Origin of the sequence: Oryzifoliimicrobium ureilyticum, assembly GCF_037199735.1 — a bacterium.
GTDB lineage: Bacteria > Pseudomonadota > Alphaproteobacteria > Rhizobiales > Rhizobiaceae > Rhizobium > Rhizobium ureilyticus.
In genome coordinates this window covers 49677-75265 of record NZ_JBBBVQ010000009.1, presented here as the reverse complement: position 1 = coordinate 75265, position 25589 = coordinate 49677, and the positions used below count along the sequence as shown (strand labels likewise).

Annotated in this window: 30 protein-coding genes; 12 read left to right on the top strand and 18 right to left on the bottom strand. The window is 59.7% G+C overall.

The window, feature by feature from the left end:
• Positions 1-97: 97 nt before the first annotated feature.
• Together VQ830_RS13735 and VQ830_RS13730 are read right to left on the bottom strand one after the other, a co-directional pair.
• A complete protein-coding gene (locus tag VQ830_RS13735) occupies positions 98-583 on the bottom strand; it encodes an EVE domain-containing protein (protein ID WP_337268692.1) in 486 nt (161 codons plus the stop codon).
• Between the two features lie 3 nt (positions 584-586).
• A complete protein-coding gene (locus VQ830_RS13730; protein WP_337268691.1) occupies positions 587-952 on the bottom strand; it encodes a VOC family protein in 366 nt (121 codons plus the stop codon).
• 416 nt (positions 953-1368) lie between these two features.
• On the opposite strand from VQ830_RS13730, the gene VQ830_RS13725 reads away from it, so the two are divergent.
• Positions 1369-2166, top strand: coding sequence for a YfdX family protein (locus VQ830_RS13725; RefSeq protein WP_337268690.1), 798 nt, complete (start codon positions 1369-1371; stop codon positions 2164-2166).
• 286 nt (positions 2167-2452) lie between these two features.
• On the opposite strand, the gene VQ830_RS13720 is transcribed toward VQ830_RS13725, so the two are convergent.
• Complete coding sequence (locus VQ830_RS13720; protein ID WP_337268689.1) at positions 2453-2680, bottom strand: hypothetical protein; 228 nt, start codon at positions 2678-2680, stop codon at positions 2453-2455.
• Between the two features lie 177 nt (positions 2681-2857).
• Here VQ830_RS13720 and VQ830_RS13715 point away from each other — a divergent pair, with 177 nt between their 5' ends.
• Positions 2858-3301 (top strand): MarR family winged helix-turn-helix transcriptional regulator, encoded by a 444-nt coding sequence (locus VQ830_RS13715; protein WP_337268688.1) that lies wholly within the window; start codon positions 2858-2860, stop codon positions 3299-3301.
• 64 nt (positions 3302-3365) lie between these two features.
• On the opposite strand, the gene VQ830_RS13710 is transcribed toward VQ830_RS13715, so the two are convergent.
• Positions 3366-3776, bottom strand: a complete 411-nt coding sequence (locus VQ830_RS13710; protein WP_337268687.1) for an ester cyclase — start codon at positions 3774-3776, stop codon at positions 3366-3368.
• Positions 3777-3916: 140 nt separating this feature from the next.
• Positions 3917-4870: an AEC family transporter gene (locus tag VQ830_RS13705; RefSeq protein WP_337268686.1), complete on the bottom strand. Its 954-nt coding sequence runs from the start codon at positions 4868-4870 to the stop codon at positions 3917-3919.
• A gap of 176 nt (positions 4871-5046) precedes the next feature.
• Between VQ830_RS13705 and VQ830_RS13700 the strand changes: the two genes are divergently transcribed.
• On the top strand, positions 5047-5940 hold the full coding sequence (locus tag VQ830_RS13700) for a LysR family transcriptional regulator (RefSeq protein WP_337268685.1): 894 nt from the start codon (positions 5047-5049) through the stop codon (positions 5938-5940).
• Between the two features lie 84 nt (positions 5941-6024).
• Positions 6025-6642, top strand: coding sequence for a septation protein IspZ (locus tag VQ830_RS13695; RefSeq protein WP_337268684.1), 618 nt, complete (start codon positions 6025-6027; stop codon positions 6640-6642).
• A 48-nt stretch (positions 6643-6690) separates the two neighbouring features.
• Here VQ830_RS13695 and VQ830_RS13690 read toward each other — a convergent pair whose 3' ends face one another.
• Entirely contained in the window at positions 6691-7593 is a 903-nt protein-coding gene (locus VQ830_RS13690; RefSeq protein ID WP_337268683.1) for a LysR substrate-binding domain-containing protein, read from the bottom strand.
• A 114-nt stretch (positions 7594-7707) separates the two neighbouring features.
• On the opposite strand from VQ830_RS13690, the gene VQ830_RS13685 reads away from it, so the two are divergent.
• Positions 7708-8460 (top strand): SDR family NAD(P)-dependent oxidoreductase, encoded by a 753-nt coding sequence (locus tag VQ830_RS13685; protein ID WP_337268682.1) that lies wholly within the window; start codon positions 7708-7710, stop codon positions 8458-8460.
• A 43-nt stretch (positions 8461-8503) separates the two neighbouring features.
• Here the strand turns inward: VQ830_RS13685 and VQ830_RS13680 are convergent, their stop codons facing one another.
• A complete protein-coding gene (locus VQ830_RS13680) occupies positions 8504-9457 on the bottom strand; it encodes a LysR family transcriptional regulator (RefSeq protein WP_337268681.1) in 954 nt (317 codons plus the stop codon).
• A 130-nt stretch (positions 9458-9587) separates the two neighbouring features.
• Here VQ830_RS13680 and VQ830_RS13675 point away from each other — a divergent pair, with 130 nt between their 5' ends.
• Positions 9588-10301, top strand: coding sequence for an SDR family NAD(P)-dependent oxidoreductase (locus VQ830_RS13675; RefSeq protein ID WP_337268680.1), 714 nt, complete (start codon positions 9588-9590; stop codon positions 10299-10301).
• Between the two features lie 3 nt (positions 10302-10304).
• Here the strand turns inward: VQ830_RS13675 and bioB are convergent, their stop codons facing one another.
• From bioB to VQ830_RS13650, 5 genes are all read right to left on the bottom strand, one after another.
• The gene (bioB, locus tag VQ830_RS13670) at positions 10305-11276 is read right to left on the bottom strand and encodes a biotin synthase BioB (protein ID WP_337268679.1); all 972 of its coding nucleotides are present in this window, start codon (positions 11274-11276) and stop codon (positions 10305-10307) included.
• Entirely contained in the window at positions 11273-11854 is a 582-nt protein-coding gene (locus tag VQ830_RS13665) for a biotin transporter BioY (RefSeq protein WP_337268678.1), read from the bottom strand. Before VQ830_RS13665 ends, bioB begins: the two co-directional genes overlap by 4 nt.
• A gap of 131 nt (positions 11855-11985) precedes the next feature.
• Positions 11986-12612 (bottom strand): GntR family transcriptional regulator, encoded by a 627-nt coding sequence (locus tag VQ830_RS13660; RefSeq protein ID WP_337268677.1) that lies wholly within the window; start codon positions 12610-12612, stop codon positions 11986-11988.
• Positions 12613-12708: 96 nt separating this feature from the next.
• The gene (locus VQ830_RS13655) at positions 12709-13320 is read right to left on the bottom strand and encodes a LysE family translocator (protein ID WP_337268865.1); all 612 of its coding nucleotides are present in this window, start codon (positions 13318-13320) and stop codon (positions 12709-12711) included.
• A 145-nt stretch (positions 13321-13465) separates the two neighbouring features.
• Complete coding sequence (locus tag VQ830_RS13650) at positions 13466-14320, bottom strand: AraC family transcriptional regulator (protein ID WP_337268676.1); 855 nt, start codon at positions 14318-14320, stop codon at positions 13466-13468.
• A gap of 459 nt (positions 14321-14779) precedes the next feature.
• Here VQ830_RS13650 and VQ830_RS13645 point away from each other — a divergent pair, with 459 nt between their 5' ends.
• The 3 genes from VQ830_RS13645 (at position 14780) to VQ830_RS13635 (ending at position 16230) form a co-directional block, all read left to right on the top strand.
• On the top strand, positions 14780-14989 hold the full coding sequence (locus VQ830_RS13645; protein ID WP_337268675.1) for a cold-shock protein: 210 nt from the start codon (positions 14780-14782) through the stop codon (positions 14987-14989).
• Positions 14990-15554: 565 nt separating this feature from the next.
• On the top strand, positions 15555-15836 hold the full coding sequence (gene rpsU, locus VQ830_RS13640; protein WP_337268674.1) for a 30S ribosomal protein S21: 282 nt from the start codon (positions 15555-15557) through the stop codon (positions 15834-15836).
• Positions 15837-16014: 178 nt separating this feature from the next.
• A complete protein-coding gene (locus VQ830_RS13635) occupies positions 16015-16230 on the top strand; it encodes a hypothetical protein (RefSeq protein ID WP_337268673.1) in 216 nt (71 codons plus the stop codon).
• Between the two features lie 97 nt (positions 16231-16327).
• Here VQ830_RS13635 and VQ830_RS13630 read toward each other — a convergent pair whose 3' ends face one another.
• On the bottom strand, positions 16328-17731 hold the full coding sequence (locus tag VQ830_RS13630) for a phospholipase D-like domain-containing protein (RefSeq protein WP_337268672.1): 1404 nt from the start codon (positions 17729-17731) through the stop codon (positions 16328-16330).
• A 195-nt stretch (positions 17732-17926) separates the two neighbouring features.
• Positions 17927-18718 (bottom strand): alpha/beta fold hydrolase, encoded by a 792-nt coding sequence (locus VQ830_RS13625; RefSeq protein ID WP_337268671.1) that lies wholly within the window; start codon positions 18716-18718, stop codon positions 17927-17929.
• Between the two features lie 144 nt (positions 18719-18862).
• Between VQ830_RS13625 and VQ830_RS13620 the strand changes: the two genes are divergently transcribed.
• Positions 18863-19330, top strand: a complete 468-nt coding sequence (locus VQ830_RS13620) for a MarR family winged helix-turn-helix transcriptional regulator (protein ID WP_337268670.1) — start codon at positions 18863-18865, stop codon at positions 19328-19330.
• Between the two features lie 12 nt (positions 19331-19342).
• Here VQ830_RS13620 and VQ830_RS13615 read toward each other — a convergent pair whose 3' ends face one another.
• From VQ830_RS13615 to VQ830_RS13600, 4 genes are all read right to left on the bottom strand, one after another.
• Complete coding sequence (locus VQ830_RS13615; RefSeq protein ID WP_337268669.1) at positions 19343-19693, bottom strand: hypothetical protein; 351 nt, start codon at positions 19691-19693, stop codon at positions 19343-19345.
• A 325-nt stretch (positions 19694-20018) separates the two neighbouring features.
• Positions 20019-20342 carry a hypothetical protein gene (locus tag VQ830_RS13610; RefSeq protein WP_337268668.1) on the bottom strand — a complete coding sequence of 108 codons (324 nt, stop codon included), beginning with the start codon at positions 20340-20342 and terminating at the stop codon, positions 20019-20021.
• Positions 20343-20435: 93 nt separating this feature from the next.
• On the bottom strand, positions 20436-22295 hold the full coding sequence (locus tag VQ830_RS13605; protein WP_337268667.1) for a DUF3857 domain-containing transglutaminase family protein: 1860 nt from the start codon (positions 22293-22295) through the stop codon (positions 20436-20438).
• A gap of 368 nt (positions 22296-22663) precedes the next feature.
• Positions 22664-23587 carry an AraC family transcriptional regulator gene (locus VQ830_RS13600; RefSeq protein WP_337268666.1) on the bottom strand — a complete coding sequence of 308 codons (924 nt, stop codon included), beginning with the start codon at positions 23585-23587 and terminating at the stop codon, positions 22664-22666.
• A 154-nt stretch (positions 23588-23741) separates the two neighbouring features.
• Between VQ830_RS13600 and VQ830_RS13595 the strand changes: the two genes are divergently transcribed.
• Complete coding sequence (locus VQ830_RS13595; protein ID WP_337268665.1) at positions 23742-24719, top strand: SDR family oxidoreductase; 978 nt, start codon at positions 23742-23744, stop codon at positions 24717-24719.
• A 203-nt stretch (positions 24720-24922) separates the two neighbouring features.
• The gene (locus tag VQ830_RS13590; RefSeq protein ID WP_337268664.1) at positions 24923-25519 is read left to right on the top strand and encodes an alpha/beta hydrolase; all 597 of its coding nucleotides are present in this window, start codon (positions 24923-24925) and stop codon (positions 25517-25519) included.
• The last annotated feature ends 70 nt before the right edge of the window (positions 25520-25589 follow it).

Sequence of the window (25589 nt, the reverse complement as noted above, 5' to 3'; positions counted from 1 at the left end):
ACCGCTAAATTCATTCAATCCGTTTGCATTCCAGCTTTGTCGCCCGCTATTTGGAAGGCGGCACGGTTCAGGCGGCCGTTCTGCCGAGGCGGGTTTGCTAAACGAGCGTCAGCTGCGCTTCGTCCTGTGACGGCGAGAAGCCGTTTCTGCGCGCAGAGACTATCAAAACACCACACATTGCGGCTTCGATGCAATCGGCGTCATCTCCATCAATCTCGAACAGGCCGAAGCGGAGTTTGTAGCCCCAGTTGGGTTGGTCGCGTGTAAAGGCGAGGTGGGGCAGGAGCGGGCGAATGGGGGTTTCTCTGGCCTGACGCCACAGAACATTGCGGCGCCAGGGCGTAAAGCCCTGACACATGTCCACTTGATAGGGCGGCGCGTCCTTTGCCGTTCCCAGCGCGGTGAAGGCCTGCAGGCGGTCATTGCCGCCGAAGGTCTCGGTCGGCGAGTAGTAGATGACCCTGTCGCCGGGCGATATGCGCCGCAGGGGCGCGGCCTTGCCGTGGCAAACCTGCATGAAGCCTTCGGCGCGACCGAGGCGAACATGCGATGCGGAGGCGACGGCGATGAAGGAGCGCGCCATGGCTCAGCCCTCGTTCACGGTGTAAACGCGCAGGCGATGACCATCGGGATCGAGGGCAACAAAGGTTCGGCCGAAATCGAGCTCGGTCGGCGCCAGCAAAATTTCCGCGCCCTTCTCCACCCATTCGCCATGGAGGGCATCCACCTCGTCCGGCTGTTCGACCTTGAATCCGATCTCGCTGCTGCCAGGCGCACCCGCAGCCTGAGGCTCGACGCCAGCTCTGCCCCACAGGCCAAGGCCAAGGCCCGATGGCAGGATGAACATGGCGAAGGTCTGGCCTGCCTCCACCGGCTCCAGTCCAAGAAGCTTGCTATAGAACCGGGTACTTGCAGGCGCATCGCTGACATAAAGAAGGACGCTGTTGGTCATCGGGTAACTCCTTGTTGCTGATGGAGAAGCCCTAGCCCCACCTGCTGCCAAATTGTGGCAGTAGGGTTTAGAACTGGAACAGAATTTTGGAGGGGATGAACCACGCGCGTCTTTGGTGAGCTTTTTGCTGCCGTCATCCTCGGGCTCGCTTCAAGGATCGACGCGGGTGGGCGCGACGATGGCTGTGGATCCCGGAGGGTCAAGCAAGGGAATGACGGGGGAGAGGGTAGCGCCATGCGGCCACGGCAGTTTCGCCTAAACCATTAATTCTGCTTCATGACGCAGTTGTAACGCAACGTGGCAGGACAGGTGGGGTTATCATCCTGTTGAGATCGAAGGCGCGTTGCAGTGTCGAAGACCCGCGATCGCGATGGCCTCCGGTTGTTGACGTGAACCATCTTGAATGGAGAAGTACCATGTTGATCCGTCGTAATATTGCCGTCCTGATGATTGCAACCAGCGTGCTTGGCGGGGTTGCCTATGCCGCCGATACGGCCTCGCAGGTGGAGGCGCAGCAGAAGCAGACGGCGACGATCAATAAGAAGATCGATCAGGATGTCGGCAAGCTCTCGCAGGATGGCCAGCAAGCCTTGCATGATATTCAGCAGACTCGCCTTGCCATTTTCAATGCCCAGCCTGATCAGGCCAAGAGCCTGATTCATAAGGCCAAGGATGAAATGCAGAAGGCGGCCAAGGACGACGCCGTTTTCATGAAGGCGAAATCCGAGCTGACGACGCCGGGTGCGCCTGACGCGGCCGCCAAACCTGCCGATGCCAGCAAGGATCAGGCCCAGCAGATCGCCTGGCTGCCGGTCGACACGCAGCTGACCGTCGGCGAGGGTTTCGTGCCGACGCCCGAGAAAATGGCAGCGGTGAATGAGGCCAATGACAAGCTGAAGAGCGCCGATCGCAAAGGCGCACTCGAAAAGCTGGCGGTTGCCGATGTCGATGTGCAGTTCGTGACGGCCGTTCTGCCGCTGCAGCAAAGCACGACCGACATCAACAAAGCCGCCGACCTCATCGACCAGGGCAAATATTATGAGGCCAATGCCGCGCTGAAGGATGCGACCGATCAGGCCATGCTCAACATCGTCGACATCTACGGCCAGCCTTACAAGGCAAAGCCGGTCAAGACGGCCGAAAACAAGGCACCCGATAAGCCCGCTGCCGCAACGCCCGCTCCCGGCGACGCCGGCAAAACAGTGACCAAGTAAAGTGCTGCCGAGAAGGCCTTTGCCGTTTTGCGCTCTTCGTCTTCATGACAGAGGCCTCCATCCTCGGTTCGAACCGAGGATGAATGGAGCGGACGCGTGTTTGGCTGTGGATCCTCGCGTCAAGCCCGAGGATAACGGAGAGAGGGCCGGGTGATGCGGGCATTGAGATGGAGTCGCAAGGCGGAAGGCTTAGCCGATGAGAAGGCTGATGCAGCGAGCAACGATTGCATTGGAGAAATGTTCTCCTGTCGTTATGCTCGCGAAACCGAAGCCCGCCGAAAAAGCGTTACGATAGGCGCAAATCCAGACCGAGCATGGTGCTGAGGACAAAGGCGATGAGAGCGACGCCGGCCAGCGCTGCCAGGAAGCCTGCGGCCATGATGCCTCCAGAGCGCAGGAGTGCGCGGCGGTCCATCTTCTTGCTTTGGTCGTAATGCCACTTGATCGCGAAGAACATGGCTAAGCCCAAGGCAACAAGTTTGAACGTAACGAAGACGACAGGAATCCAATCCATGACCATAACCCTCAAGCGCATCGGTTCAGCGCTTTATGATCCTGTCTTCTGAAAGCACAAAGGTCTTATTCTGCAACGCTGATATGTGAGAGCCGATGGCCATTTGCCGGCGCATTCCCTTTCAGGTCTTCCCGGTCTATGGAAAGGTTTAGAGGGTTAGGTCTTTGCAAAAGAGAAATGGTGAATGAAGTGGCCGGTTTCGAGAAAGATGCCGAACTTCTGGCGCTTGCGGAGGATCTGCGCGTCACGGTCGGGAAGTTTGTTCGCGGCGTGAGGACGCACGCCAATACGCCCACCACGTCGCAGTCGGAAACGCTGGCGCTTTTGGATCGTGCCGGTCCCCTCAGCGTGGCCGAACTTGCGGAGCGCCGTAACGTCAAGCATCAGAGCATGCGGCTGGTGGCCGGTCAGCTGGAAGCCGAAGGGCTGGTGCGCAAAACGCCCCATCCGGCAGATGGGCGCAGCCAGCTGCTGTCCATGACCGAGGCGGGGCGGGAACGATTGGCTGACGCCCGCAAGGCCCGGACGTCGGAGATCGCGAAGCTGATCGAGGAGCGGCTCTCTGCCGCAGACAGGCAAACGCTCGAAGCCGCGATCGGCATTATCGAGCGGTTGTGCTAGCACGTTCGTGCGCGAGATCGTGTCCTAACGCGCATCGATTTTCGGGCAAGTTGGATGCCGCGCTCTAGGCTTTCGCCAGTTCGGCAAGCACGGTCGATAATGTATTCAGCCCCCAGTGCTCAGCATATTTGCCGTCTTCCACCCGCACGATATCGATGACGTCGATGGCGATCTTTTTTCCTGTAGCAGGCACGCCGAGCAGAGTGCCTGTGTGAGTTCCGCTGATCGTCTTGCGCGTCGTTACCTTATCGCCCTCGGCGATCTGATCGTGGATCGTCACGGTGAGGTCGGATAGCGCAGGGCGAAGAACGTTTTCGAACGTGTGCCACATGCCGTCGGGGCCGTTCGGCATGCCCTTTGGTGCGGCGTGGTTGACGAAGTTGGACGCCATCAAAGCGCGAAATTCCGCTTCATTGCCATTTTGAATGACATCGATGTTGAAGCGGCGCACTACTTCCTTGCAATCGGTCGACATGATGGATTCCTTCCTCAATATATACAGTCTAACTGTATATATAGCGATAAACCTTTCATGGCTTTCGGGCAAGATCAGACTGTCCAAGATCAGACTTCTATGTGTTCGCATCGGACGGCGATGACGCCGATTGAAGGACACTAGACACCCGCAACCATGAGATAGGCCGAAATCGTCAGCACGGAGAGTATGGTAGAGGAAAGGACGACACGGCTCGTCAGGGTGGCTTCGCGGTTGTAGAATTCTGCCAGCATGAAGGGGCCGGTGCCGGTCGGCAGGGCCGCGAGCAGAACGGCGGTATGGGCCGTCAGGGCTGGCAGGCCAAGCAGCGGTCCGGCAATAACCCAGGTCACCGCGGGCTGGACGATGAGTTTCAAGGCAACGATGATGCTCGTGGTCGCCGCGCGGTTTGCCTGGGGGGCATCTGACTGCTGCGCCTTGCTGCCGGCCAGGAACAGGCCAAGTGCCACCAGCGCGCAGGGAGAGGCTGCCCCGCCCAGGAGCTTCATGAACTGATGCACGGGTGCCGGTAACGGCAGACCCGACGCCATGACAATCACGCCAAGGACGGGCGCGATGAGAAGCGGATTCTTGGCAAGCGCTGCGAAGGTCTTGAGCGCGATATCGCGTCGGCGCTTTTGCGACTGCAGGCCGCCCTCGATCAAGATGATGGCAATGGCAAAGAGCACGCAGACGGTGAGGATGGTCGCAATCAGCGTCGGACCCATGCCGGTCTGGCCGACAAGCGCCAGCACCAGCGGAAAGCCGACGAAGCCGGTATTGGCATAGCTTGCGTTCAAGGCATCGAGCGCCGCATCGGCCAGCGGGCGACCTCCGGCCATGCGCCACCACAAGGTTGCGCCGAAGATGACGAAGCAGCCGCCGGTAAAGGCAAGGATGAAGCCGGGCTGCCAGATCTCGGCGGTCTTTGCATTCGCCATGATGTCGAACAGCAATGCCGGCAAGGCAAGATAGACCACCAGCCGGTTGACTTCCCGTGTGGCGGCAGGGCCAAGCGCGCCGGTCTTGCCTGCAAGCCATCCGGCGAGAATGATCGCGAAGATCGGCAGGACGATCATCAGATTGGTCAGCATCGAAGCCACCTGGTTGTGCGGTCCTTTTCCGTAAGGACGACGGAGGGACCACGTGCGTTGTCTTATGGTCGTGCTGCGCTGAAGCTTGGCACGCCCATCTTTCTTCTTTGCTTAAGCCTTTCGATCGATATAATCCAATGCTGATTTTGGCTAAGATCAATACTTCTGAGGTATCAATGGACACGCGGCACATGCGCTATTTCGTGGCGCTGGGGGAAACGCTGCATTTCGGCAAGGCGGCTGAGCGCATGCACATGAGCCAACCGCCCTTCAGCCGTCAGATCGCCGCGCTTGAGCAGAAGCTTGGCGTTGCGCTAGTCGAGCGCAATTCGCGGCACGTGGCGCTGACGGCGGCCGGACGGCATTTCCTGGAAGATTGCCGGGCTGTGCTATCGGGCTTCGAGGCGGCCTGCCGCGATGTGAAGCTGGTGGCCGAGGGCATGAAGGGTGAGCTGAAGCTCGGCTTCATGATGCATGCCGCCCATAGTACCGTGCCGGCCCTGGTGCGGGGGTATGCGCAGGCGCGCCCCGATGTACGCCTCGTGCTGGAAGAGCGTATCCCAACCGATATCGAAGACATGCTGGTCGAGGGAAAGCTCGATGCAGCGGTGACCTTTGGCGGATCGCCGGCACCGCATCTTAAGATTGTCCGGCTGGCGCGCGACCGGCTAAGGCTCGTGGCCCCGCTGAACCACCGGCTTGCCGACCTTGAAATTGTCGCGCCTGCGGATCTTGCCGGCCAGGCGATCATTGCCGCGCCCGCCAGCGTCACGCCGATCCTGCGCTCGGCTATTTCGAGCTATTGCGCAGCCGGCGGCAGCAGCCCGCATTTTTCGTTCGAGCCGCGCTTGCAGCAGACGATCATCCGACTGGTCGCAGAGGGGCTCGGCATCGGGCTGATCCCGCAGTCGATGTGCAGCGATCTCCCCAGCGCGGTAATATCGCGGCCACTGAAGGATGCGCCCGAATTCGATGTCGTCCTTTCTGCCCTGGCGGCAACGAACAACCCTGCCGTTCCCGCGCTTTTCGAGGTGGCGGAGGCGCAAAGCCAGCAGGCGTCATCACGGTGATACGCTCTTCCTGAAGTCTGGGATTTACAGTGATTTCGGCCCGTAGTTTAACCGCAGGCAAGATGCGGAAAAGGCAGTTGATCAATGAAGCGGTTTTTGCAGACAGCGGGTGTTCTTGCCGCCGATATGGCGTCCACCCTTGTCTTTGCGCTGGTCGTCGCCCTGACGCAAAAGACGTTTCCGGCTGTCTTGCTGGCAGTCGCCATCGGTGTCGCACAGATCGGCGCTGCGCTTTACCGCGGAAAGCCGGTCAAGCCGCTGGAGTGGCTCAGCCTCGTCTTGGTCGTCCTCTCCGGCGGAGTGACGCTCGTCACGAACGATCCGCGTTATGTGCTGTTCAAGCCCAGCCTGATCTACGTCGTCATCGGTCTTTTCATGCTGAGGCGTGGCTGGATGATCCCTTATCTGCCACCGATCGCCCGCGCCGTCGTGCCGGATGTTGCGGTCACGATCGGCTATGGATGGGCGGTGTTGATGTTCGTTTCGGCTGTCTTGAACGCAGCGCTCGCTTCCGGTTCCGGGCTTTCCACCTGGGCCGTGGTCATGCCCTCTTTCGCCATTGCCAGCAAGGCAGTGCTCTTTACCGGCGGCTTTCTCGTTCTGCGCCTCATGGCGCGCCGCCGGCTTGCCGCCATGCCGGAGGAAGAGCGCGCGCGGCTGATAAGCCTGGACGCTGCGCCACACGGCGGGGCCGTTGCTTAGGATCCCACTGCGGAGCCTCAGCGTAAAGAGAAGGGGCCGCGTTTCGTTTTACGAGACGATCACATCGCTACGGGGAAAGCCGGCGGCGAGGGCATCGATGAACTTTCTGATGGCAGGGGGAAGACCGCGCCTGGTGGTGAAGACGAGATGGACGAGCCCCTTCACGCCACGCCAGGCCGGAAAGATGCGTACGAGCCGCCCGTCGTCCAGCGCTTCGCGGCAGGTATGATCCGGCAAAAGCGCGATGCCGAGGCCTGCGATCGCTGCTGCCCGGACCGCTGTAAAATCCGCGCAGCCCATGCGCGGCGTGTGCGTGATGACGAGGCTTCGGCCGTCGTCGGTTTCAAGATGCCAGTCCACCTCATCATGGTCGTCGATGGTGGCCAGCGTTGGAAATGCGACGAGGTTTTCCAGCCTCTCAATGCGGCTTGCAAGTTTCGGTGCGGCCACGAGGATACGCACCGAGTGACCGAGCGAGCGCATCGTCAGGGAAGCATCGGTATCAAGCGTTGCGCGCACGCGCAGCGCGACGTCGATCCGCTCCTCGATCAGGTCGACAGGTCGGTCGATGGCGACCAGTTGAAGGCGCACCTTGGGAAAGCGGTCGAGGAATTGCGATACCATGCCTGAAATGGGCTCGATGAGGCCGGTCGGGCAGCTCATTCGGATCAGTCCGACGGGTTCTGCCTGCGCTTCGGCGACCAGCGCCTGCGCCCGTTCGGCCTCTGCCAGCATCGCCTTGCAGTGCTCGAAAAATTTCTGCCCGATATCAGTAACGCGAAAGCGGCGGCTTGAACGCTCGATCAAGCGTACGCCGAGTCGCGCCTCCAGCCCGGCGATCCGCCGGCTGAGCTTGGATTTTGGTTCGCGCAATGCCCGGCCCGCTGCGGCAAAGCCGCCATGCGCCACCACTTCGGCAAAATAGACCAGATCGTTCAGGTCCTGTCGCATCATCGTTCTCCTTATAGAACGCTGAGTAACAGTTTTGCCCACTAATAGCACCAGCGTTCCAATACTATCTCTGTTTCAGCGGAAAAAGAACCGCAGAATATAAGGAGTCAGACGATGACCAAGAGATTTGAAAACAAGGTTGTGATTGTAACCGGCGGTACCAGCGGCATTGGCCTTGCTACGGCGAAGGCCTTTTCTGAAGACGGCGCCTATGTCTTCATCACTGGCAGGCGCAAGGATGCGCTTGATGCCGCCGTCAAGGAAATCAGCGGGCGCGTGACCGGCGTTCAGGCTGACATGAGCAAGCTTGCCGATATCGACCGGCTATACGATGCCGTTCAGCAGCGGCATTCGCAGATCGACGTCCTCTTTGCCAATGCCGGCGGCGGCGAACTTGTGCCGCTTGGTGCGATCACGGAAGAGCACTACCAGAAGACCTTCGATACGAACGTCAAGGGTACGCTGTTTACAGTGCAGAAAGCCTTGCCGCTGCTGCGCGACGGTGCATCCATCGTGCTCACCTCCTCGACGACGAGCATTTCCGGCACGCCGGCCTTCAGCGTCTATTCCGCCACCAAGGCCGCGATCCGCAACTTTGCCCGCAACTGGATCCTCGACCTGAAGGACCGGCGGATCCGCGTCAACGCGATCAGCCCCGGCGTGACCGACACGGCTGGCCTCAACGAGCTCTTCGGCAGCGGCGAAAAGGCGGAAGGCACCAAGTCCTATCTGGCAAGCCTGATTCCGGCTGGCCGGATCGGACAGCCGGAAGAAATTGCAAAGGCGGTGCTGTTCCTTGCCTCGGACGATGCTTCCTTCGTGAACGGCGTCGAATTGTTCGTCGACGGCGGTCAGATGCAGATATAACCGAACGGGGTTGCATGCACATCTGTCCGATGCGCATGACGATTTAAAGCGGATAGGCTGCGCGGCAGACGTCAGTGACGATGTCGCGCAGCCAGCGATGGGCAGGGTCCGCATCGACGCGCGGATGCCAGATGGCTGAAATGAGGATATCCGGCAGCTCGACCGGCAAGATGAAACTACGGAGCCCTTGAGCGGCAAGGCGGCGGGCCTTTCCGTCTTCGCCCTCAACCGCCCTGCCAAGGCAAGAGCGTGGCACAGCGGCAACAAGATCGGATGCGGCGGCAATGCGCATGGCATCCGGATAGCCTGGCACCACGACCCGCACCGCGCGCTTCAACTGGCGCAGGTCGAGCGCGGCATCGATGGCATCGACGAAGATGCCGCGTTTGGAGGCGACGATATGGTCGCAGGCTGCATAGGCCTGCACCGTCACGGTTTCATTTGCTGCCCTTTTGCCAAAGAGCGGATGATCCTTGCGCGCCACGCCCATCATCCGGTCGCGAAACAGAAGCCGCGTGCGCAGCTCCGGCGCTGGTGTGCCGAGCACTCCGATTTCGAGATCGGCCTCTCCTTCACGCAGCGGATCGGCATCCCGCTCCGGTTTCAGCACAAAGCCAAGCCGTAGCTGCGGCGCAGCCTTGCTGATGGTAGCGACGAGCGGAGCGGCCAGCATTTCCAGGAAGGCTTCGCTGACGCGGATCAGGAAGGTGCGCTCAAGTTTCGCAAGGTCGAGCTTGACCTTCGCAGGACGCAGCAGGGCGCGCGCATCTGCGGCAACCTCATGAACCCGCGGTCTGATCTCCTCTCCATAACGGGTCAGGACAAGCGAACGGCCGGCCCGCACCAGAAGCGGATCGCCGGTGGCCGCCCGCAGCCGCGCCAGGGTTCGGCTCATTGCCGAAGCGCTGAGGTTCAAGCGGTGTGCCGCGCGCGTTACGCTGCTTTCGGCCAGCAGAACATCAAGCGCCAGAAGAAGGTTGAGATCAAGCTCGTCCATGCACTCAGCCTATCGTGTTCACGCGTTTTGGCATAGCGTGAAACGCAACTATTCTTTGCATTCTGTGCGTCTGGTGAAACATTGCTCGCTCAGCCATATTCCCTTCGACCAGACAAAGAAGGAGGCTGACATGGCGGATTTACCCACGCAGACCAACGGCTCCATCCTGATCATCGGTGCCTCGCGCGGGCTTGGCCATGCCATGGCCGAGGAGTTCTATGAGAAGGGCTGGCAGGTCATGGGCACGGTGCGGGTGGGCTCCCGCGAAACCAAACTGCATGCGCTCGCCAAGACGGCTGGCGGCCGTGTCGAGATCGAAACGCTTGACATTAACGCGCCCGATGAACTTGCGCAGCTGCGCCAGCGGTTGTCGCAACGGCGCTTCGACATGCTTTTCGTCAATGCCGGAACCACCAACGAGCCGACGGAAACGATCGGCGAAGTGACGACCGAAGAATTCTGCCGGGTGATGATCACCAATGCGCTAAGCCCGATGCGCTGCGTCGAGGAACTTGGCCATCTCGTGAGCGATCAAGGCCTCATCGGCATCATGTCGTCAGGCCAGGGCAGCGTCACGAACAATACCACCGGTATGCGCGAAGTTTATCGCGGCAGCAAGGCGGCGCTCAACACCTTCATGCGCAGCTATGCCACGCGCCGCAAGGCGGATGGGCGCGCGCTGGTGCTGATGGCGCCGGGCTGGGTGCGCACGGACCTCGGCGGCTCTGATGGACGCCTCAGCATCGAGGAAAGCGTGCCGAACCTCGTCAACGTCCTTCTTGAAAAGCGCTACCGACCCGGCCTCGAATATCTCGATTATCTGGGGCGGACCGTGCCCTGGTAGGCGCTAGGCACGCTCACTTTCTTCTTGTCCGAGGGCTGCGAAGAGTTCGGCGTCTTCTCCAATGTCCGCATTGGGGGTGGTGAGCAGGGTATCGCCATAGAAGACCGAATTGGCGCCCGCCACGAGACACAGGATTTGCGCTTCGCGGTTCAGCGCGGAGCGGCCGGCCGACAGCCGCACCATGGAAGCGGGCATCACGAGACGGGCGGTTGCCACCATGCGAACCAGCTCCAGGGGATCGATCCGCGGGCGCCGCGCCAGCGGCGTCCCTTCGACGGGAACGAGCGCATTGATCGGCACGCTCTCAGGATGCGGGTCCATGCACGCCAGAACCTTGAGCATCCCGGCGCGATCTTCAATGGTCTCGCCCATGCCGATGATCCCGCCGCAGCACAGATCGATACCAAAGGCGCGCACGATCGCGAGCGTTTCCAGCCGATCCTCATAGGTGCGCGTGGTAATGATCTTCCCGTAGAATTCCGGGCTGCTATCCAGATTATGATTGTAGGCGCTCAAGCCTGCCTTTGCGAGCCTCTCAGCCTGGTGCGGCTTCAACATGCCTAGGGTGACGCAGGCCTCCATGCCAAGCGAACGCACGCCTTCGACCATTTCGATGACTGCATCGAACTCTTTTCCATCGCGTACCTGGCGCCATGCCGCGCCCATGCAGAAGCGCTCGGCTCCAGCCGTCTTGGCCTTGCGGGCCATGGCGATGACGCTGGCGGGGTCCATAATGCGGTCCCGGGTCAGATCGACCTCTCGATGATGCGCCGACTGAGGACAATAGGCGCAGTCTTCCGGGCATCCTCCTGTCTTGATGGAAAGCAAGCTTGCCTTCTGCACCTTGTTCGGATCGTGATGCCGGCGATGGACCGCATTGGCGCGGCCGATCAGCTCGAGCAAAGGACGTTCGTGCAAAGCGGCGATTTCCTCGACGCTCCAGTCATGCCGGATAGCCCCGTCCATGATCGTCATGCTCCTCGGTTCGGACGGTTCAGCTTTGCGAGGGCTGCGGGCACTGCGGCACCAAGCGCGGCCACCACTCCGATTTTCAGGAGATCGCCGGGAAGAAAGGGCAGGATGCCGACGGCAAAGACGCGTCCTGCCGGAACATAAAGCGAGAGCCAGGCCGCACCGAGACTGTAGACGACGGCAAGGCCAAGAAGCATCGCGCCGAGCCGTCCCAAGGTGTGCCTGCCTTGTGCCAGGATTCCGACCAGCCAGGAAGCAGCCAAGAAGCCTGTAAGATAGCCTCCCGTAGGACCAACCATATAGGCAAGGCCGATGCCGCGCTCGGGCGTGCCCGAGAATACCGGAAGACCCACCGCGCCGGCTGCCAGATAAGCGAGGCAGATGGAAACCGCCATGCGCGGGCCCAATCCCACCGCGAACGCCATGAGGGCGAGCGTGTGAAGGGTCATCGGCACGGGCCAGAAGGGAACCTGCACTTTCGCAGCGAGTGTCATCAGAGCCGCGCCAGCAATCACGACGAGGCCCATCTTCACCTGTGCGCCTCGCCTGCTGTCGGTCGGCTTCACCAGTAGCTCGGTCATCCATTCACTCCTTTTAAAATTATAGATAATTTATTGATTCTATCGCTAAATGAATCCACAGCGCGACAAGCATGGCAAGGGCTGCGTCAAAGAAATCTATAATTTTGCGGGAGGGATAGAGTCGGAGAACGCTATCGCGGCTTTTTCTGGCTAATCGTTTGGACGTGCCGAGCCAGCACGGAGGCTGCGAAATCGACTTGCCCGGCTCTCAGAGCATCGAGAATTGCGCGATGGTCGCGATCGGTCGGTGCTTCCCATTCGGCCCGCCATCCGGAAAACAAAAAACGCGCGCTCGCCGTCTGGAGATCGTCGATCGACTTCAGCAGGCGCGGCATGCCGCACGGCGTCAAGATGATGCGGTGAAAGCGCCTGTTCGCTTCTTCCCAGGCATGCACATCGGGCGCGCGGTCCCCCGCCTTGTTGGCGTCCTCGGCTTGATCGAGAATGGCCTTGGTGAGATGAGGGGCGGCATGCCGCAAGGCCAAGGCTTCGAGTGCAGCGCGCATTTCGGCCACCTCCCGAACTTCCTGGAGGCTGAAGCCGGCCACACGGACGCCTTGCCGCGGCTTGCTGACAACAAGCCCCTGCGCTTCCAGCCGTCGAAACGCCTCGCGCACCGGAACATGGCTCGCGCCGAATTCTTCGGCGATCTGGTCCTGTCCAAGCCGCGTTCCCGGCTCGAGATCGCCGGCAATAATACGCTCGGCCAGCGCTGTGCTGATCCGCACGGAAACGGGGAGGGCTTTTGCTGTGGTCATATTTTATAGATAATTTAACGGAGATACGCCGTCGAGCCTACTCAATCACCGTCCGCAGGATTTTCGACACGGTCGGTTTCGGCCTTGCCCTGCGCCTCACCGCCGTGCCAGCGCCAATTGCACGGCGAGCGCGCCGAAGGCCGTAGCAAAGCTGCGGGCCATCCAGCGCTGGACCCGATGGCTGGCGAGAATGCGCCGGCGCAGGATGGCAGCGAAGATGCCGTAAACCGAAAAGATTACGAAGGTAAGGGCCATGAAGACCAGGCTGAGATCGATCATCAGCGCAAGGGGGTTTGGCGATGCGGGTGGTACGAATTGCGGCAGGAAGGCAAAGAAGAAGATGGAAAGCTTGGGGTTAAGGAGGTTGATGAGGATGGCCGCGCCGACCACTTGGCGCGCACTGCGCTGATCGGACTGGGCATCCATGCGCAGGCTGCCACGCTGCCGGAACATCGACCACGCCATGAAGAGCAGATAGATCACGCCTAGCCACCTCAGTGTTTCAAAGGCCAGGGCACTGGTGTGAAGCAGCAGCGACAAGCCGCTGATCGCCGCCAGCATATGCGGAACGATGCCGAGCGTGCAGCCGAAGGCCGCAACGAGACTGGCTCGTGCGCCGCCCGATAGGCCCGCTGCCAACGTATAGATGGCTCCTGTTCCGGGTGAAGCGACAATGATGAGGCTCGTTGCCAGAAATTCCCATGTCATCGCGGTTGCTCCCTTGTTCGATCTGCCCTTGGCAGAGGTCCCGCCGGGTCTGGTGCAGTCGGCCGATGTCACTGTCAGCATGGCGAGATTGACTGCCGAGCGGTCCTGACGTCTTGGACAAAATTGCAGGAGATCTTGTCGATCGTCAGTGCGCCGTTTGTCGAAAATGGGCGGCGCATTGGCCTGGAGTCATGCCGAAGCTGCGCAGGAAGAGGCGGTTCAGGTGGCTTTGATCGAAAAAGCCGGCGGCAAAGGCAACCTCTGCCAGCGCCTCGCCCTTCAAGATCAGCCGGCGTGCCAGATGAAGGCGGCGCTGGATGAGATAGGCATGCGGCGTCAGTCCCGTGGCGCGGGCAAAGCTGCGCAGAAGCTGGAAGCGGCTGAGGCCTGCGAGCGCTGCGAGCTCTTCCAGCGCGACGGGCAGGGCGGGATTATCGTCGATCCGCGCTTTTGCCGCGGCAATGGCGGAGGACATCGGCAAAAGGAGCTTTTTGTGGCGCGCAGTGGCTGGGTTTTCCCGCAGCGTTGCCAGCATCAGGAAAATGCTTTCTTCCAACTTCAGCGCATCATTGCCGCTAATCGCCTGAAACAGTCGGTGGAAGGATGCGGCGGCTGCCCGTGCGACAAAGACAGGGCGGGTGAATTCATAGTCGGTGTGGGCTCCCTCGGTCATATCAGCATAAAAGCGCGAGAGGATATCGGGATCGAAATAGAGTATGGACCAGGCGCGCCCGTCATCGCCGATCGGCGCGCCATCATGCACCTCTCCAGGATTGACGGTGATGATATCGCCAGCGCCGGCTTCCACCATGCCGCGCCCGCTGAGCGAGCGTTGCGCGCCGCGCCTGATGAGGCCAAGGCCGAACTGATCATGCATATGCCGGCCAAAGGAAAAGCCCGTGTCGGCCTCGACGATTTCGACGCCTGGGATCAGGCCGGCGCGGAGGGAAAATCCGGATCCGCCCTTTCGTACAACTTTGGCTTTATCGGCCGCCAGCATGTCTCCTCCCTCGGGCAACTGCCTGTCCCGCTTGCATGCAACACGATATTCGCGCGGCCTTCAATCCGGCTTGACCGGCCAGGTCTTTTATTGAGGTCGCGTACACCTCATGCGCGTTGCCGATCCTTGCCGATCTCGGCGGAAGGCGCTTAAGATTTATCGGCGGCGGAGGAAGGGTGTGGCGTGTGGTTTTGCTGTCCGACAGCGGTGAGCAGGGCGCTAGATCATTGAAATAGTTAGCTGCGTTAACAGCCTGTTACAGCCGTTTTCCGAGCGGAAGGCAAAAAAAGCGGCTGGTCAGCATTGCAAAATTTTAAAAAACCCCTACTTTATGAACATCGACCATTGCTTGTGATGCCGGTTGAAGCCTTTGGCTTTCGTCGGATTTCCTTTCAACTAATCGATCCAATCCCGCAGGGTATCGCGGGCCCACAACGATTACTAGGAAAGGAAATCGTTATGAATACTGGCACTGTAAAGTGGTTTAATGCAACCAAGGGTTTCGGCTTCATTCAGCCTGACAACGGCGGTACGGACGTATTCGTTCATATCTCTGCTGTTGAACGCGCTGGCATGCGCTCGCTCTCGGACGGTCAGAAGATCCGTTTCGACATCGTGCAGGACCGCCGTTCTGGCAAGAACTCTGCCGATAACCTTCAGGCAGCTTAATTTGTTGCTCATGCTCGCTGACCACGGATGTACTGGCAGCCGAGCGGAGTAGCTGAGAGAGGTCGGGTCAACGCCCGGCCTTTTGTTTTTCTGCGCCCTGCGCCGCGCATGACTGTTCATCAAGTGCTTAAAACCTGCGGCATCATCTTCGGCCTGTAGCTTAGCCTATCGGCGCCGGTATCTGACACTTCCCCGCTCTCCAGAGCATGTATCTGTTTCTGATCCGACGCCTTGCCTTGCACCCACTATCTCAATGCCTGGCAATTTGCTTTTCTACCCAAGCTTTTCGCGCTTTTCTTCCTATATTGCCTTGATGCCGACCATTCTTTTTGACGCTGCTTGCTTTGGCAGCTGTTTTTCAACCACCATAAGGGGCCAATGTGCGCGATAGCCGTGATCAGCGACAGCATCTAACCGAAAGTCCAGGTGAGTTTTCGCGTTATCCGATGCGCCAGATCAAAGTCCACGCGCGTCCTTTGTGTTTCACCAACGTCGCTCCGTTTGTTGGATCAACCAACGCCATAAAAACAACCAAACAGCAGGAAGCTGCATAAAGGAGACATGCTTGCAGGTTATTGTCAGGGACAACAATGTCGAACAGGCCCTTCGTGTGCTGAAACGCAGGATGCAGAAGGAAGGTATCTTCCGCGAAATCCGTGCGCGTCAGTCCTATGAGAAGCCATCCGAACGCCGCATCCGTGAAGAGGCCGAAGCGATCAGTCGCCACCGCAAGCTGGCAAGAAAGAAACTGCAGCGCGAAGGCCTGCTGCCAATGAAAAAGGCGGCCCGCCCACGTCCCGGCAGCGAGCGTCCGGCGCCGCGTCGCGAAGATGCCGGCGAGGCTTAAACTTATGCCGACCGTTCCCGGACCGAATTCCGGTTCGGGCGCGGCTTGCATAAGAGGAATGGGTCCAAAAAGGGAAATGGTTTTCGGACTGTCCGATGCGGAGCCAGCAAGACACGAGGCGAAGATGCGCAGGCGGGACTTTCAAGGTTCCGTCGCAACAACAGAAAGGGAGATTGTCATGACAGCCACGAAAGAAGAATTCTTCAAGCCTGCCAAGGTTTCACCCCAGCAAAAGGCGACCACGACCGATCAGGCCGCGCGCCAGATCATCGCCAGCGAAGCGGCTGAACGTTTGAAGAAGACGGAACGACTGCGCCTCTTGCGTGAAGCCAAGGAGGCCGAAGCGCCGGTCGCCGCACCGGCCCGCAAGAAGAAGACTGCGGTCAAGGCATAAAACCCGCTACAATCTCCCCTACGCCGATCCAAGCGCGGCAGGCGCCACGCTTGCTGCGTAAAGCCCGTTCGCGGCACCATCAATGGCGGTTACGCCATCACATCGAGATCGAGCGTCCATAGTCATCGGCATTCAGGCTCACGATCAGACCCTGCCATTGGCCGTCAAGACCCTTCAAGATAGCGCGATTGCGCACAGCGACATCACGCAGACGCCGGAGCGCCTGGCGGCTGTTCAATGTCACTGTATCCTCGTTCAGATGCTCGACGAACAGTTCGCATCGAAGGCTTTTGGCGATGGCGGCGTCCCATATTGACGCGTTCATCTCTGTGTGGCGGCCCAGAGAGTAGCTGTGCAGGTTGCACGAGCCGATCGTTGCCCAGACGTCATCAACGATCATCGCCTTCCCATGAACATAGACAGCTTTTGCCGTATGTTCCCGTAAGACGGCGAGGCCCATCAGGGCAAAGTTGTCGTATCGTGCGAGCGCGGCAAGGCAACTGAAAAGCTCGACCTCGGCAGGACTGCGCTCAGTTGCATCCCTCGGCATGTCTGTGTTGGCTGGAACCACAAGGGCCACCTCGATGCCGCGCCGCAGGGCCGCCTCCAGCCGATGCGCAATCGCGGGAATAGGGATTGCCTGATTTTCAATGTAGATCGTTAATTGCGCTGCATCGATCGCTTGCTCGTATTGTTCAAGAATCGATCTTTCGCCGCCGGAGATGTTGTGATGCAGGCCGTTCGGGGCTGCGTGGCCGTTTGTATAAATTCCGGGCGGGATCATGCGCTGTATCTGGACAAGGCTCGGACCTGCGGGATCAGATGCTTTGACGGGGAAGGCAAGCGTTGTGGCAGCCTTCGGTCCCCACCAGCCGTCTGGCTTGTTGCGTTCGCTGGCCTCATTCCACCGCTGCACAAAATTGTGGTGAACGTCCGTGGCGGAAGGACCAGCAATCTCCACATAAAGGTCGTGCTGCCCACCGTCCCGATGTCCCGGGGAACCGAGAGCTTTGGCTGTCAGATTGATGCCGCCGATAAACGAGGTTTCCGTGGCATGGCCTGCATCGATCATCCAGCACTTCTGGTGGTGGCAAAATGCGGCGGGCGCTTCATCCCACCTGATGTTGAACTGCGCGTCGCGCATTCCCAAAAGGTGGAAATCGGCAGGCGTGCCGGCAAATGTTCTGCCATCTCCCTCGCTTTGCCGGTTTGGCCGCCAGCATAAGACACGCACATCGAGCCCGCGCTCCACAGCGTGATCCAGCATATCGAAAAGCGCCTCGTCGCTATCTGGTAATCGGAAGTCTGGTGCGTAAAAGGCAAGTGTAAGCCAGATGCTATGCTGCGCTTTGGACGTTGCTTCCGCAATTCGCCGGAAGGCCGGCACTCCGTCGATCAGGGGCCGAACCATATTTCCGGCGCGCCGCGGATAACTTCCTGCCATTGCCGGAGGAATACGGGCGGCGGTGTGTGGGACTGCGGTCGCATCTGACGGTATCATTTCGTGCCTCCCAAACGCCCCATCGATCTAAGGCATGAAGCTGCAGCAAAAGATGGCTGGCGGCAGGCCCGACTTTGATCGAACGGCTCTAAGCTGAGCGGCCACGAGGCTATGCGTTCTCGATTCTATTTGCCAGTTCTTGTCCCGTCATCATCGGGATAGCCTTGTTACTCCCGATGATGACGGCACGTGTTCTCATTCAGTTGCAGATACGCTCTTTGCTGCCTGATCAATCGTGTCTGCGACGACTTTTGGCTGGGTCATGAAAAGAGCGTGGCTTGCCGAGACTTTGGTGATCTTGGCGTTGATGCGTTCGGCCATGTGGATCAGCATCGCCTGATCGAAGGCTTTGTCTTCGGTTGCGATGACGGCCCAACTCGGCCGGGTGTGCCATGCGGCATTTGTCAGCTTGGTGGCAAAGGCCGACATGTTGATCGGGACCTGTGCATCCCTCATGAAGGCGACGTCGGCGTCGCTTGCGTCATGCGCAAAACCTGCCTTGAACTTTTCCGGGCTGACATAGCCGAACCCGTCTTTCGTGGTTTCGATCACAAATTCCGACGCGGGGGCAAATCCTTGATATTGCTGAGCTGTCGTTTCGCCCGCATCGGGAGAAAGAGCCGATACATAGACGAGGCCCTTCACTTTTTCATCGATGCCAGCTTCGGTGATGACCGTGCCGCCCCACGAATGTCCAACGAGGATGACCGGCCCATCCTGACGCTCCAGCGCCCGCTTCGTGGCCGCAACGTCATCTTCAAGGGAGGTCAGCGGGTTCTGGACGATGGTCACGCGGTAGCCGCGCTGCGTGAGGTTTTCGTAAACGCCTCTCCAGCCGGAACCGTCAGCAAAAGCCCCGTGGACCAGCACGATATTTTTGACGGTCTGGTTTTGCGGAATTGTTTCGGCGGCGCCTGCCGAGATAGCGGCAGACAGTGAAGCGGCGGCGGCGATTGCGGCAACGGTGATTATGGTCTTGCGCGACATGGTTCAATCTCCTCTTATTTGCGATAATTGTTATCGCGATAACTGTAGGCTGCCAGACTTGTATGATTGCGTCAAGATAATTTTTATCGCGATATTTAATTTTGCGATGTCGGACGCTATATGAAGGTCAACAGGAGCCTCCCGATGAGCGAAGACCGCAACGATCCACCGCCTCTAAAAGATCAATTGTGCTATGCGATTTATACCGCCGGCATTGCGATTCAGCGTGCCTATAAGCCGCTGCTCGACGAGCTTGGGCTCACCTATCCGCAATATCTGGTGCTCAATGTCTTATGGAGCGAGGACGAGCAGACGGTGGGCGCCATTGCCCATGCGCTGGCGCTGGAATCCAGCACGCTGACACCGCTTCTCAAAAGGCTTGAAACCTCAGGCTTGTTGCGTAGGACGCGCAACCTTAGCAATGAGCGGCAGGTGTTGATCGGGCTGACCGAAGAAGGGCGCGCTCTCAAGCACAAGGCCGGCTGCCTCAGCGATGGTCTGCTGGCTGCCTCTGCACAGACGCCGGCGCAACTCGGCGCATTGAACCACGATGTGCGGCAGTTGCGGGATGCGATCTACTCCCAGATTGGGGGCTGGTCTGCGCCTGTCTGATTTTCGGGTCGGTCAGCGGGCGAGATCGCGGATGCGGGCGGCCTGGCTGCGGTCGAAAGCGGAAAGGAATGGGCGGCTGAGGAGGGGAGGCTCGCGGTACGGGCTCTGGCGCTCGCTATGGGCGCGCAGGTCGAAGATGTCTGAAATGTCCTCACCGACGCGCCGGTCTCTGCCATAACGATCAATTGGCGCGATGCGGCAGGTCTCGCTGATGGTGTCATCGATGATATCCTGGATCTCGCCCTGTTCGTAAGCGCGGATATCCAGTTCCATCAGATTGCGCGTGCCCCGGTGAATGCCGCCGGTCCATTCGACGGTGATCAGCAAAAGTTCGCCAGGCGCGATTGTCGCAATCTGTGCCATTCCCATGGTCTCCGCTGTCTCTTCTGCTTGCCTCCAGCCCTTTGTCTCTGGCTTTTGACGGGTCGGCTGAGCCACCTGCTGCTGCCTGCGGCGAGGCATCATATGTCTTTTATAGAGCGGTCCTTCTTGCATGGGCCGCAGCAGGTGGTGAACAGATAAATACAAGTAAACTAGTTAATGCGTCAACTAGGAAACTAGTGGATTTTTTTAGAGATCTGGCTTACGGGGGAGGCAGAGCCCGGGAGCGGGAGTGAACTGTGCGCTTTCTCCGCCCTCAGTGCGGCGCGAAACCTCTAGATTTCGTGCATCACGCGGACCGAAGCTTCTAGTCGGTGCCGTCGGTCGATGTCCCGGCTGGGCAGTTCCCCGCTTTTCCTCCCGTGCCACCCTTACCGCTTCTGCCGCCCTTGCCGCCCTTGCCGCCGTGTGCGCCCGACCCATCGGCGCCGTCTTTCCCGTCCTTGCCGGGCAAGCCGCATTTTGAGCTGCCGGATTGGCCGTTGTTTGCGTCAGCCTGCTTGTCGTTATTGTCAGGCGTCATCGTTTGCGAAGCAGCAGGGGTCGCGGTGGTATTTTCTGCCCGAACGGTTCCTCCTGCAGTGACGATAAGGGCAAGCGTCAGGATCGCGCCTTGAATGATCCTCTTCATCTTTTCGTTCTCCCAGAACCTCGGCATGCTTCTTCTTCGCGTCGATGCTCATGCCAAGGCATCCTCTGCTTGTATTGACAGTTTGCCCTTGACTTATGCCCGTGCCTTAAACTCCGGATGCCAGCCAATGGCCTCTCGCATGGCGGAAACGGCCGCTTCCATGGCCTTGGCGTCGGCCGGCGAGCATTTCTGATGGGGTGGATCGACGACAAGGCGGCGCACGAAGGCGATCGTATCGCCGCTGTTGTTGACCGACAGTGAGAAGGAGGCTGGGCCGGCGCTCACCGCGCTTGCCGCCGGTAGGTTATCGATCGTCCAACCAGGCGGAAGATGCAGCGTCACATCCTGCTCGAAGGTCTCGGCGCGACAGACGAAATCCTGCTTGAAGCCTTCCTCTACCGCTTGCCCGATCACCGCATAAGCGGGCACCACAAGGCGCGGGATGATGGGGAGCGGATGCGATTTACCCTTCAGGAAATTGGTGGTGGCCGACATCGTGGCCTTCAGGCGGTAGGGCTCGTCATAATCGTGGGCATCATGCGCCTCGATCGTGCCGGTTCCTTGCCAGTTCTGCTTTTGCATCAGCGTATGCGCCAGGTTGTCGCCGCCGGCGAGAGCAACGTTGGCGGCAACTTCGCGCAGGTTTATGGCAACCGCGCCAGTGCCCGTCGTTTCCGAGGAGCCCGACATCGTTCCCTCCGGCGAAAGCGTCAGAGCCATCTTGACGATCAATTGGTTCGAGGCGGCATGGAGGGCGGGGGTGCGCTCCAGTTGCGAGTTATCGGCATTGATGCGCAGCACGACCTTGTCTGAATCCAGGGCAGGCAAGACCCAGGCCGAAGCCGGATCGGCAGTCGGATCGGTATAGCGGTTGAAGGCTGGCAGCCACAGGATCACATGGTTGAACCAGTATGCGCCCGGTATGGATGGTTCGGCGTAATTGTTGCCGAGCGAGATGAGGGCAAAATCTGCCTGAATGCCCTTGGCCGCCAGGAGAGCCCGCATCAGCGTCACATGGTCCTTGCAGTCGCCATAGCGATTTTGAAGAACCTGGTCGGCCGGATGCGGCACGAAGCCACCTTGCCCAAGGATGATGTTGAAGTAGCGGATGTTCTTTGCGGTCCAGTCGCGGATGGCCTGCGCCTGAAGGAGCTTGTCGTCGATTCCGGCTGTAATCTGTTCGGCCAGGGCCTTGATCTTGTCGGAAGGGCGGCTGGCTGCGTCGGCCCCTTTGAAAAAGCTCTGCCCGACCGCGTTCCAGTCCGGATAGCTGGAAATCGCGAAGTAGGCGCCGTGGTCTAGAATATCGGTTTCATGCGGCTCGCGCATCCGGAAGGGCTGGGGGTTGAGGGTCAGCGTCATGCGCTGCCGGTCGCCGACTTCGTCCAGGCGCTTGCTGAAGCCCGCATCGGCTTCGTTGAGCTTCAGGTTTTTTGGGGCATCGAGCGTCAGCTGGTAGCTCGTATAGCGCTGCGTAGGCGCAAGCGCGGTTAACAAGCTGAAGTTGCCGCCAAGGACATGCTCCTTCTCCTTCATGTGGATCTTGTAGTGAACGGTATCTCCAACCGCCAGATCCGGAAATACGATCGTCCTCAGCTTGCTGTCAGCCTCAAACATGCTGAGCGTGGGTGCGTCGGGAACAGCCGAAACGAGGATCTTATCGGGCGCTACATCGACGTGCCGGCCATCGGCCTTCAGCGTATAGGCCTCCAGAATCTCGAACTTGTAGAAGTGCTCATTGACGGGAAAGCGGATCTGACCAACCTCTGAGATCGCGGATGGGGACCCGATCTTGATGTCTTCGGTGAAAGTCTCATCGAGCAGCCGGCCAGGAAGAACTTTGTCCTCGATGCTGACGCTGCGGGAAAACGGCGTGTCCTCTGCCTGAGCGGTGCCAGTCGCGCCCGCGCAAGAGGTGACCAAAAAAAGGCTCAGCACTGTTCGCCGCATCATTCTGCACTCCCCCAAATAGCCTTGATCGGGTTCTCTCAGCTCGATGAATGCGCATCGGGCAGCAAAATCCTTCCCGCTGCGGTCAGCGCCGCAACGGAGAATCCTGCCTTGATGTCATCGATCTCAGAACCACGATCAGCCTTAAAAATCGCCCGGCGCTTTGGCCGATGACCTTGATGAAACCAAATAGCTGAATGCCTGTTCAGCCCCTGAAAATGAGATGTTTAAAAATACGAACGCAATAATCTCAGAGATGCACAAGCAGCCCAGCGTGTAAAAGCTTTGGCTCAAATAAGGCGAAACTGCGGCAGTTTCTTCAGCGGCGAAGTTCATTACGAAAGTTTAATCCCTTGCACCACGCTTGCTCTTCAAAAGGTGCTCTGCTGAGCCTGTGCGCTCTTGCGATAGCTCTGCGGCGAGCAACCCATCACGCGTTTAAAGGCGGTGCTGAAGGCGCTTTCGGACTCATATCCGACAGAGAAAGCAGCGGATGAAATGGTCTCCCGTGGTCGCTTCAGCGCATTTGCGGCAAGCAGCATGCGCCAGCGGATGAGATAATCGATGGGGCTGAGGCCGACGCTTGCCTTGAAACGCAGGGCGAAGACCGTGCGCGACATGCCGGCAATCCGTGCCATGGCCTCGACCGTCCAGCGCCGCGCAGGTGCGGCGTGAACGGCTTCGATGACCGTGGCGACCGGCGGATCGCCCAGCGCCGATAGCCAGCCCGCCCGCGCCCCATCCTGTTCAGCCATATGCAGCCGCAGCGCCTGGATCAAAATCAGATGAGACAGATGCTCGACCAGAAGATCCGTCCCGGCGCGCGGCGCGCGCAGTTCCGCCATCATGCGCTCGAGCGCCCAGCGCATCGCGGCCTGATCCTCTTCGTTGCCGAGATGGACGATGGGCGGCAGCACGCTGAGGAGCAGACTGGCATCGGCTCCCTCAAAGTCGAAATGCGCCGCGCAAATGAAGCATTCGCCTCCCTCTCCATAGGTCACGACCTGGCCATTTCTTCGGCTTTGAAGCCAGACGCTTGCGTCCACCGGCGTCAAAGCGGGATCGCTGCTGATCTGAAAGGATCGTCCGCTGGGCAGGAGAACGCAGTGTCCTTTCATGAGGCGAAGCGGCGGCTCGCCCTCCAGCGTCAGCCAGCATGCGCCGTCCAGCATCGCATAGTAGTACATGCCCCGATGCGGCGGAAAGCGGATTGCAATATCGCCGCTGGCATCGGTTGCGCCAGTCTTGACGTTCCGAGGCCTCAACATGGTGAGGATTTCAGAGAGAGGATCCATTTGCGAACGATCTCGAAGATATTACGCGCTATGCAGCATAGATCGTTCCAGATCGAAGCGATAGTCTGATGTTGAAGAAACCGCTCGAAGGCGCAGCGTTGCCGCGAGGCGGATTTTCAGCAGCGCCGGCCATGGCCATTTTTGGAGAATGCGAATGCGAATATTCATGACAGGAGCGACCGGCTTCATCGGCCCAGCCTTGATCCGCCACCTAAAGGCACACGGCCATGAGATTGTCGGGCTGGCGCGTTCGCGGCAATCGGCAGAGGCCTTGCAGGCTATGGGGGTGCGCTCGCTGATCGGCAGCCTCACCGATCTTGACGTTCTGCGACGCGGCGCTGGAGAGTCGGACGGTGTCATCCATCTGGCCTATACGTTTTCACCGGGCGAACTTGGGCGCGGCCGGCTGTTGTCGGCTGTGCTCGGTGGATGGCCAGGCGCGATCGTCAGCCGCATGATGAAAGCCATCACGGCTACTAACGATGCGGCGACCAATGCCATGGCGGAGGTTTTGAGCGGTTCCGGGCGTCCGCTGATCTCAGCTTTCGCCACGATGGGGCTCGCCGGTCCTTCGGGCGAGAGGGCAGAGCGTGCTGCAACCGAGCGCGACAAGCCCAATTTGCAATCGCCCGGCTATGTTCGCGCAGTCAGCGAAGGGCTGATGCATCGCTGGGCCGAGCGGGGCGTTCGAACCTCTATCGTGCGGCTCGCGCCCGCGGTGCATGGCAAGGGCGATATGGGCCTGATCCCGCAACTCAGCCAAGCTGCCCGCAAACATGGCGAAGTGATCTTTGTCGGCGATGGCGCCAATTGCTGGAGCGGCCTTCACATCGATGATGCCGTCACGCTGTTCAGGCTGGTGTTGGAAAAAGGCCAACCCGGCGGAATCTATCACGGCGTGGGAGACGCGGGATGCGGGTATCGGGAGATTGCGGAGATCATGGGACGGCGTTTGAGCCTTCCCGTCAGATCCGGTTCGCAGGCCGATTCTAACCGGCAGTTCAAATTCATCGCGCCTTTCGTCTCTACCGACAATCCCGTTGAGAGCATACTGACCCAGGAGCAACTGGGGTGGCGGCCTGTCGGGCCAACGCTGCGCGAAGATCTTCTGGGGCCGGACTACTTCCGATGATCCCGTCGATGCTTGATGAGTATGCTAGATGACAAGGGCGCATGCCTTGAAATTGCGGGTCTGCATCCACATCTAAGCTTCACCACCCACATACCGGCCGGCCAATGCGACATGATTGTCGCAGACGTTTGCCGTCTGGGTGACGAGGGCGCTCCGCCATGATGGCGTCGAGCGCCCTTTGTGTGTTCAATGACAGGATTCAAATGCCCGATTCATCTTGTCTGATCATCTTCCTGCATGGGATCGGTGCATCCGGCGCGCAGCTCATGCCGCTCGCCTCTGCCTGGCGGAGCCGTCTTCCGCAGGCGCGCTTTGCCGCGCCCGATGCGCCGATGCATCACGCCTATGGACATCAATGGTTTTCGACGGAGGGCAATCCGCTCGATCCAGCCCGCATCTGTGCCGCGCGCGCGGCCTTCGACACGGTGATCACGGATGTGGTTGAGCGCGCCGGCTTTGCCGAGGCGCATGAGCGCATTGCTTTCGTGGGCGTGTCGCAGGGCGCCATCGTGGCGCTCGATGCGGTCGCCTCCGGTCGGTGGAGGGTGGGGGCGCTCGTTTCCTTTGCCGGGCTACTTGCCCCGCAGCCAATATCGCCGGCCGCCAGCAAGACGCCCGTTCTTCTCGTGCATGGTGAGAGCGACAGGACGATCCCATCCGCCGCTTCCAGCCTTGCCGCCGCACAGCTGCGCACTGCAGGCTTTTCTGTCGATCTCGAGCTTGAACCCGGCATTGGCCACACCGTCTCGGCGACGGGTGCGCAAAAGGCGCTGGCGTTCCTTCAGCAAAAGTTGGGCTAACGCATTTTCAGCCAATGTTGAGGCGCTTTGGCGTCGGATCGTGCGGCAATACGAGCCATAGGACCGATCC